This is a genomic window from Candidatus Poribacteria bacterium (assembly GCA_016866785.1).
GTDB lineage: Bacteria > Poribacteria > WGA-4E.
Genome location: VGLH01000048.1, coordinates 21158 through 29713, shown reverse-complemented (window position 1 = coordinate 29713; position 8556 = coordinate 21158). Strand labels below are relative to the sequence as shown.

6 protein-coding genes are annotated in these 8556 nt (G+C 64.9%); 2 read left to right on the top strand and 4 right to left on the bottom strand.

What is annotated here, in order from left to right; all coding sequences use genetic code 11:
- Nucleotides 1-364: 364 nt before the first annotated feature.
- Entirely contained in the window at nucleotides 365-682 is a 318-nt protein-coding gene (locus tag FJZ36_08925; GenBank protein ID MBM3215021.1) for a YbaB/EbfC family nucleoid-associated protein, read from the top strand.
- A gap of 55 nt (nucleotides 683-737) precedes the next feature.
- On the opposite strand, the gene FJZ36_08920 is transcribed toward FJZ36_08925, so the two are convergent.
- Nucleotides 738-1847: a DUF2961 domain-containing protein gene (locus FJZ36_08920; protein MBM3215020.1), complete on the bottom strand. Its 1110-nt coding sequence runs from the start codon at nucleotides 1845-1847 to the stop codon at nucleotides 738-740.
- Between the two features lie 157 nt (nucleotides 1848-2004).
- Between FJZ36_08920 and FJZ36_08915 the strand changes: the two genes are divergently transcribed.
- Nucleotides 2005-5106, top strand: a complete 3102-nt coding sequence (locus tag FJZ36_08915; protein MBM3215019.1) for a hypothetical protein — start codon at nucleotides 2005-2007, stop codon at nucleotides 5104-5106.
- On the opposite strand, the gene FJZ36_08910 is transcribed toward FJZ36_08915, so the two are convergent.
- Genes FJZ36_08910 through FJZ36_08900 form a run of 3 tightly spaced genes read right to left on the bottom strand, consistent with a single transcriptional unit; the run spans nucleotide 5082 to nucleotide 8511 of the window.
- Nucleotides 5082-5567, bottom strand: a complete 486-nt coding sequence (locus FJZ36_08910; protein MBM3215018.1) for a GNAT family N-acetyltransferase — start codon at nucleotides 5565-5567, stop codon at nucleotides 5082-5084. The genes FJZ36_08915 and FJZ36_08910 overlap by 25 nt on opposite strands.
- Nucleotides 5564-7678, bottom strand: a complete 2115-nt coding sequence (locus tag FJZ36_08905; protein MBM3215017.1) for a DUF255 domain-containing protein — start codon at nucleotides 7676-7678, stop codon at nucleotides 5564-5566. The genes FJZ36_08910 and FJZ36_08905 overlap by 4 nt, the downstream gene beginning before the upstream one ends.
- Nucleotides 7675-8511 carry a phytanoyl-CoA dioxygenase family protein gene (locus FJZ36_08900; GenBank protein ID MBM3215016.1) on the bottom strand — a complete coding sequence of 279 codons (837 nt, stop codon included), beginning with the start codon at nucleotides 8509-8511 and terminating at the stop codon, nucleotides 7675-7677. Before FJZ36_08900 ends, FJZ36_08905 begins: the two co-directional genes overlap by 4 nt.
- Between the last annotated feature and the right edge of the window lie 45 nt (nucleotides 8512-8556).

The following is an 8556-nucleotide window of genomic DNA, read 5'->3' as shown; positions in this document are numbered from 1 at the left end:
ACGGAGGAATACAGCGCGGCGCTGTGGGCTGAGGCGCTTCGCCTGCTGGGTCAGCGTGATGCGCCACTCCGAGGGAGGGTCGAGACGGCTACGGTGTCGGCGTCTGACGGCGGGCTCCTGATCTCGATCCCGAGCCGGGTCGTGCTGAACCAGATCACGGCTCGCGAGGACACCCTCCGCAAGGTGCTCGCCGAGGTACACGGGTCGCCCGTCGTTCTGCGTCTGACCATGGGCGACACGAATGGAGCCGCCCAGAACGGACCTGTTTCGGCAGTCGGTGCGGACGTGGACGCTGGCGAACAGCTCATCCTGCAAACATTCACGGGCAACGTCGATTGACGAACCGATCCCAGGGAGGACCCCGATGAAGTCCGGCATGGGCGACATCATGAAGCAGGCACAGCGCATGCAGAAGCGCATGTTGGAGATTCAGGAGGAGCTCAAGAGCCGCACCGTCGAAGCCAAGGTCGGCGGAGGCATGGTGACGGTCGTTGCCAACGGACATCAGGAGGTGATCTCGATCACGATCGCTCCGGAAGTGGTCGATCCCGACGATGTCGAGATGTTGGAGGATCTCGTGCTGGCTGCGGTCAACGAAGCTCGCCGCAAATCGCAGGAGATGATGGCAGCCGAGATGGAGAAGTTGACCGGAGGCATCCAGCTACCGGGCTTGTTCGGCTGACGAGATTCGCCTGGTCGTCGGGCGTCTGCGTGACCGCCCGACGACCTCCTTCCCGCTAGTTCTCGTTCCCCCATAGCTTGCCGCCGCCCTTCGAGTGACGCCACGCGTGGCGCCATCGATGGATATCGACCGCTCCGATGTTGGGCATGGGCTGCCGGTCCGCCTTCGACGGAAACGCTGGGAACGGCTTGCCGGGCATCGACTGATACCAGTAAGCCACACTGCTCATGTCCAGCGTCAAGACATTCGCGTGCCCGTGCTCGATGGAGGCTCGGATGGACTTCTGGAAGACGACCGGGTCTTCCAGGTGGAACCGGTAGCAGTGGGTCCTACCCAGCCAACCGGTGTCCGCGTTCACGCGTCCGAACCCGAAGTAGGCATGGTGGTAGGGCTCCTTCGGGCACCAGGACATGTTGAAATAGTCCTCGGTTCCCGTGCCGTGTGCTGACCCGGGCCAGGGCTCCCCGTCGACCAGAAACATGTCGTCGCCCTCGCCGTACCAGATCGGAGACGGGCAGGCGACGAAGTAGTTGACGCCCACGTAGTGACCCAGCCCCTCTGCCTCGAAGAACAGGTAGTTGTGCTTGTCGGTCGGGTTCTTCGGCTCGGGCCCGAGCGTTCCCCATTCGTTCTCGCCGCCGTCGCCGGGATCGGTCAACTCGCGGTTCCACCATGCGTGGAAACGCCCCACGTCGTCGCCAACGCTGCTGTGTTCTTCATAGTCGATGTAGTAGTAGAACGAATCGACCGGCTGGTCGCTCTGGTTCTCCACCTCGACGCGGGCCCCGTTGCCGAAGGGCATCGGGAAGTAGCTCACCAGCGCCCGACCGCCCACCGGCGCGGCAGCCAGCGGCAGCGAGACGAAGTTGTAGAACTCGCCCCACCCCTGACCGAAGAAGTCACCGACGGGACACTCGACAGACGGATGCTCCTGACCGTCCCAGAACATGCGGAGCACGAGGTTCCGCCGATGCAGCGGGTCTCGACAGGCGATGGTGAACCAGATGTGCTTGATGACGCCGGCTCCGGCGATGTCCGCGAGGACGGCGGTCTCGCCTGCCGGCACCGGGATTCGGTCCGAGTTGCCTCCGGTCCGGTCGAAGCTCGATACGCGGCGGGTCTTGACATGGCGCAGAGTCGGCAGGCCGTTCAGCGGGCTCAGCATGTGCGTCTTCTCCTTGTCGTCAGGGCGGCGTAGCCGGACCAGTGTAGCGGATCGGGCCGTCGTGACAAGGAGAATGACTCGTAGCGCCGCTCGTGAGTGGCTATGATGCATATGCATCTCGTGGGACAGCCATCGCGATCAATGAGGAGCCCAGATGATGGGGCATGAACCAGCAGACGCGTTCGACGCCGCTCCCTTTGCAGTGGCGATGTCCGGCGGCACGAATGACCTGCACTGGGAAGACGTCCGCGAGGTCCATCGCATCGTCGTACGCCTTTCGGCGCCCGTACCGGAGGACCTCCAAGTCCAGTATTGGCGAACGCGATGGCCCCAGAACAGACTGCCCAAGGATCGCGTTCCGTCGGGCGGTCAAGTCGGCTGGCTCGAGCTGGGAAACTGGTTCACCGGCGCTTGGCAGACCGCGCACACCGAGATGGTCGTCGATGGTCAGATCGCGACCTTCGCGTTCCGCCCTGTCAATGAGACCGAGTTCCCCAATGTGGTCGACTATCCGGCGCGTTTCCGCGTGACGCTCCGATTGCGCCTGGTCAGCGCGACACTGGGCGACGAGAAGCTGGCGGCGAGCATCGAAGAACTCCGGGCGTACACGGACTCGGTCGTGCGTCGGCGGATCGTGTCCGTAGGATGGCGAGATGCGCCCGGCGCGGCTCCGACCTTCAGCGCCCACAACGGCACGGTCGAGTCCGTGTCGATGCCGTCCTCGAACCGAGCGATCTTGACCGTGCGGGCAACCGAGAACAGCGATCCCAACTCCTACGACCGAACCCTGGTCACGGTTCGCGCCGATGCGACGACGACGTTCGCCATCGACGACCTCGACGACGGACCGCTGGACATTCGTCACCTGAGCGTGACGGTCGAATCGGAGCACGGTGGCGAAGGAATACCATCCGCCGGCAGCCCTCCGCCAACAAGTACCAGACCGGGCGTGCTCGACCGGGTGCGGAGCATGCCGGAGCAAACCTGGCGCAAGGCATGGGTGGGGATGCCGCCAAAGCACGAGTCGTTCTACCTGCCCGTGGCGGTCGAAGGCGGAAGACACAAGTTCGGCGTCAATCCCGATGGGTCCGTCTTCTACCGGACCAACCATCACTACCTGACACGATGCCCAGGCAGAGACACGCCGCGCATCGACAGCTTACATCGTCTCCGGCTTTCCTTCGATCTGCCCAAGACGCCTGACCATCGCGGCATTGTGGACGGCACGCTGCCGATCCTTAACACGACGTGGTCCATGGACGGCTGCCGCATCCAGCAGGAGGCGTACGCGACGGTTCTAACGGGAACCGACCCCGGCGACGATCCGCCGGAGGGCGATGCTTTCGGCGTGCTAATGCTGCGGTTCGCGCTGTCCAACGTCTCCGAGCAGACGATGACGACGAGCCTGCGGCTGGAGTGCAGCTCGGAAGCGCACCGGGAGCCACTCACGCTGGAACCCGACGGCACTGCCCGAGTCGACGGCACACTACGGTTCGCCATCTCGACGGACCCGGAGGTCGAGGTCACCGACAGCGATGGCAGGATCCACATCTCATGCTCGCTGGAACCGGGAGCCGCGCGCTCGCTGGTCGTGAAGGTTCCCTATGTCGGTCTGGACAATGCAGAGCTCGGGGACCTCGACCGCCTGGACTATGACCGCGAACGTGATGCGGTGGCGCGCTATTGGCGGCGACGGCTTTCCGAAGGCATGCGGCTGACGACGCCGGAACCGATGCTCAACGAGTTCCACGCGGCGCACGCAGGACACCTGCTGATCAACTGCGAAAAGGAACCGGGCTCCACGCGGCGCTTCGCTCGCGTCGGCTCGTTCGGCTATGCGGCGTTCGGCAACGAGTCGTGCATGATGATCGTCGACCTCGACCGACGCGGCTACCACAGGGAAGCCAGGGAATGCCTCGATGCGTTCCTTGCGTACCAAGGGACCGTGTCGCTTCCCGGAGACTACGACTCACACCAGGGCGTGCTCTACGGCGCGCACGGTTACGAATGCGGCGGGTACAACCAGCATCACGGCTGGATTCTCTGGTGTCTGGTCGAGCATTTCCGCTTCACTCGTGATGACACATGGCTGAACAGCGTCGCTCCGAACCTCGTTGCCGCGAGCGACTGGATCATCGGACAGCGCGAGCGCACGCTGACGCCGAGTCGCATCGTGCATCCCCTGCTCGGAGTCGGCGCAGGGCTGTTGCCGCACGGCAGCCTCGAAGACATCGGCGACTGGTGGCAATGGCTGTCGACGAACGTCTACTCGTGGCGGGGACTGGACGCCGCTGCCTGGGCCCTCGAACAGCTCGACCATCGGGACGCGGGACGGATCCGCCAGTCGGCAGGCGCGTATCGAGATTCGATCCTCGCCGCGTTCCGAGCGGCTCGCGACCGGTCGCCGGTCGTCAGGCTCCGCGACGGCAGAGCGGTTCCCCGCATCCCGTCCCACGTGCATCGACGCGGTCGCTCGTTCGGGTGGATCTGCGAGACACTCGAGGGAGCCATCCACCTCCTGATCGCGAGGATGATCGAGCCGTCGGATCCCGAGGCGGATTGGATCCTGCGAGATTACGAAGACAACCTGTACCTGTCGCACCACTACGGGTACGAGGTAAGCGATTACGAACGGGAGTGGTTCGGGCGCGGCGGCTTCTCGCTGCAAGCCTGCCTGCTCTTCGATGTGGAGCCGCACCTCGACCGAGACGACATCCATCTCGCCTTGCGCGCGATGTTCAACGCCATCGCGGCGTACTACTTCCCGGACACGCGGATGCTGACCGAACACGCGCTGGTGCTGGGTGAGTGGCGCGGCGATCACTACAAGTCGAGCGACGAGGCGAACGCGACCGGATGGCTCCGCTACCTGTTCGTGCGCGAGGTCGGCGATGAGCTCTTGCTCGGACAGGCGATCCCCAGGTCGTGGCTCGCGCCCGGCAAGCGTATCGGCGTGACACGAGCCGCGACGCATTTCGGTCCGATGAGCCTGGAGTTCTGCGCCGACACCGGCGGCATCACCGCGAACCTCGAAGCGCCCACGCGGAATGCGCCGTCAGCGATCCGCCTGCGGTTCCGCGCACCACTGAACCGGCGCATCGTGCGGGTTACGGTCGGCGGAAGGGAGTGGTCGGATTGGGACGAGGCGTGGGTGTCGCTGCCCGGGAACATCGGCGCAACGACGATCCGCGCCGAGTACGACACACCATCGCTGCGCCGCTATGCGTCGGGTTCTCAGACTAGGCGCTTGACGAAGTGAATCTGACGGGCGACTTCCTGGAAGCCGACGGACGGATACAGCCGCGAACCGACGTCGTTGTGTGTCAGCGTCTCGATCCGTACGTACTCCATACCGGCGTCGCGGAGCCGGTCGCAGCAGAGCTCGAGAAGAGCCCGACCGAGTCCGATGCCGCGCCACTCCGGCAAAACCGCCAGGTTTGGGATCCACCCGATCCTCGTGTCATGGTCGACGCGCGACGAGACGTAGCCAACGGGCCCTGAGCCGGGGTCGGCGACCCAGACACCTTCAGCGTGCGCGGCGATGTCGGCATCGATGTGGCGCGCCTTCCGCCAGCGCCAGTCACGTCCGTTGATGACGCCGTGCAGTTCTTCGATGCGCCGGTCGACGGACACCGGCTCGAAGCATTCGACGGTGATGCGTCGCAGCTCCGGCAGATCATCCTCGCAGTACGCGCGTATCGTGGGCAGGGCTCTGGTCATGGACTGCTCGTCTGCGCGTCGGCGGCACGAGGCGTCGTCGGAGCCTGGCTCGCATCGTGCTGGGCGATGCCGCGACGGAGGAAGGATTTAAACTCGTCGGGATCGCGCGTCAGCCCGTCGAACGTCGCCAGAATCTGATCGCCTGGGGACATAACCGCGTAGAACGGAAGCGCCACTGTCCCGAACCGCGAGCGCTGCATCGCCTGGTTCGCGCGGGACTCAGGATCCGCCTTGTCCGTCCAGAGCTGCACCAGCACGAACTCATCGAACAGCTCCGACACGCCCTCCCGCGCGAAGATGTTCTTCTCCATCCATCGGCAGTTGGTGCAGGTGACCCCTGTGAAGTCGATGAAGATGGGTTTCCCGGACGACTTCGCGACCGTCATGCCCTCGTCGTATGTCTGCAGCCAAGTATGGCGCTCCGCGTTCGCCGCTCCGGCGACGGATGCCTGCGCGCTCAGCGCGTACGGCGGCAGGAACGCGTCCAGTTCGCCCAGGGGTTTGCCCTGGAGACCGGACAACAGGAACAGACCTGTCGCCAGCGCCCCGACGCCCCACAGCATGCGCGCCACGCCCACATGGTCGGCGGCTGTATCGCTCGGCAGTCGCAGCCGACCCAAGAGATAGACCCCAGCGACAATCGCCAACGCGACCCAGATCGCCAGGAACGCCTCGCGCGGCAGCACGCGCCAGCCCAGCACCAGGTCGATGTTGCTCAGGAACTTCAGCCCCGCTGCGAGCTCGACAAAGCCCAGGGTCACCTTGACGGCGTTCAGCCACCCACCGCTCTTCGGCAGGGCGTGCAACAGTTGCGGGAAGAGCGCCAGCAGGAAGAACGGCGACGCGAACGCGGCTGAGAAACCGAGCATCCCCAACGCCGCCCAGGCGACATCTCCCTGAGTCGCCGCGACCAACACGGTGCCCACGAACGGAACCGTGCAGGTGAAGCTGGTGAGCGTGAACGTCAAGCCCATGAGCAGCGTGGCGAGAGACCCCGGCCCCTTGTCCCCGGCGGACCCCAGCCAGCCCATCAACTGGTACGGAACGCGGATCTCGAAAGCCCCGAACAGGTTCAGGGCGAAGACGATGAAGACCCCCGCCACGAACGCGTTGACCCAGATGTTCGAGGCAATCCCCTGGATCGCGGCAGCTCCGAACGCCAACGCCAGCGCGATACCCAGCACGGTGAACGTCCCCACGATGGCGAGACTGTACAGGATCGCCTGGAACAATCCCTGAAGGCGTGTCAAGCCTTCCTTCTTGGTGAAGAAGGAGACCGTGATCGGGATCATCGGGAACACGCATGGCGTCAGCAGGGCAAGGAACCCGACCGACACGGCGAATCCCAGATACGCCAGCAGTCCTTGGGCGCGGGCGCGTTCCAGGCGAGTGGTCGCGGATTCCTGCGTGGCAGGCTCCGCTGCAGTCGTTGGCGCTGCCGGTTCGGGAACAGGTTCGGCGCTGGCTCCCTCGACGGGCTCCGATAGCGGTTGAGGGGCATTCGGATCGAGAGCCGCGACCTTGGGCTCACCATCCGCCGGAGCGGATCCGCCGACGATCTCGAGCATGGCGGAGGTCTGAACCGTCGTCGGAGGCAGACACGAGCGATCGTTGCACACCATGAACCGGATCGTCGCGGTGATCTGCCGAGGGCCCGACTCCGCAGTGTCCGGCACGAGCAGCATCTGCACGAACGTGACCTCGCGCTCGAACAGCTCGACCTCCATGTCGAACGCGTTGTCGCGCTTGCGGATCGGCGTCGGTTGCTGAACGCGACCCACGCGGCGCAGATCGCCGGCATCCACCGTGACCTCGGTCGGGAGTGGACCTGTTTCCTCACCGTGGGGGTTCAGCGAGTAGATGTGCCACCCGTCGGCGATCTTGGTGTGGATCGATGCCTTGACGGTCGTGCCGGGCTTCGCCTCGACGGCATCGAGCGACATGCTGAACCGGACCTGCTCCGCCGCGCCGCCGAACTGGATGGCTTGGGCGCTGGCGGACGCAGGCAGCCAGGCGAACGCCGCCGCGACGAGGATCCAGGTTCGCACGATGCTTCGCATCCGCCGCCGCTCCGTGTCGTTCCGTGGCGTACCGCCCAACTCGCGGGTCATGTGGCGATCCCGCGCTCGTGGAGCCAAAGCTTCAGCGGCACGTCGTCATCCTTGGGCGTGAAGTGACCGTTGGCATTCACCCCGCCCCCAAGGAGTTGCTTGCGGATCGGATCGCTCGCGGCGAACCAGTCTTCAGGAATCGTCATATCGTCCTTCGACCGCAGCCAACGGTACCCGTAGCCCACAAACAGCACCTTCCGCGTGATCGTCGATGGATTCGGGCTGGCTGCATGCCACAGCCTCCGGTCGAAGATGACGGCGGACCCCCGCGGAACGCATACGGGCATGGCTCCCGAAGGGTCGCTGACTCCGTCATCCGGCCGGTCGAGCTTGTCCCAGAGGTGACTGCCTGGGATCACGTGGAAGTTGCCACGTCCAGGCTCGGATACGTCCGACAGCCAGAACGCGACTTTCACCGAAAGCCGAGGCCGCGGCGTCGATTCGATCTCGACGTTGACGCGTCCGCTGTCCTGATGCCAACCCAGTGTCCGCTTGGTCCGATCTGCGTCCGGCGGCAGCGGCGGGTTCACGCCCAGATGGCTGTGGTACGAGTAGATGTTCCATCCCAGGATGCCCCAGACCTTCGGGAACGTCCTGTGCCAGTCGAGGAGCTCGAGGTACAGGCGGTTCCGGCAGAGGACGTTGGGGCAGAAGAGCGTGGAGCCATCGGCGAGACCCTTGCCGACCTCTTGCCGGTAGACCGCGTCCGTCGCCTCCTCGAGCTCGTCCGCGAAGTCGGAAGTCAGCGCATCTGGAACGACGAGGAATCCGTTCCCCAAGAACTCAGCATGCTCGGACTCGCTCAGCACATGACCTAAATGAGCGTCACCCACCACGAAACACCTCCGATCCTCCCAATCCGTTACTCGCGCCGAGAG

Bases quoted from the DNA above. Each gene is read 5' to 3' on its own strand.
- FJZ36_08905 (MBM3215017.1), bottom strand. From the start codon at position 7,678: ATGACCCGCGAGTTGGGCGGTACGCCACGGAACGACACGGAGCGGCGG.
- FJZ36_08915 (MBM3215019.1), top strand. From the start codon at position 2,005: ATGGGGCATGAACCAGCAGACGCGTTCGACGCCGCTCCCTTTGCAGTG.
- FJZ36_08920 (MBM3215020.1), bottom strand. From the start codon at position 1,847: ATGCTGAGCCCGCTGAACGGCCTGCCGACTCTGCGCCATGTCAAGACC.
- FJZ36_08910 (MBM3215018.1), bottom strand. From the start codon at position 5,567: ATGACCAGAGCCCTGCCCACGATACGCGCGTACTGCGAGGATGATCTG.
- FJZ36_08925 (MBM3215021.1), top strand. From the start codon at position 365: ATGAAGTCCGGCATGGGCGACATCATGAAGCAGGCACAGCGCATGCAG.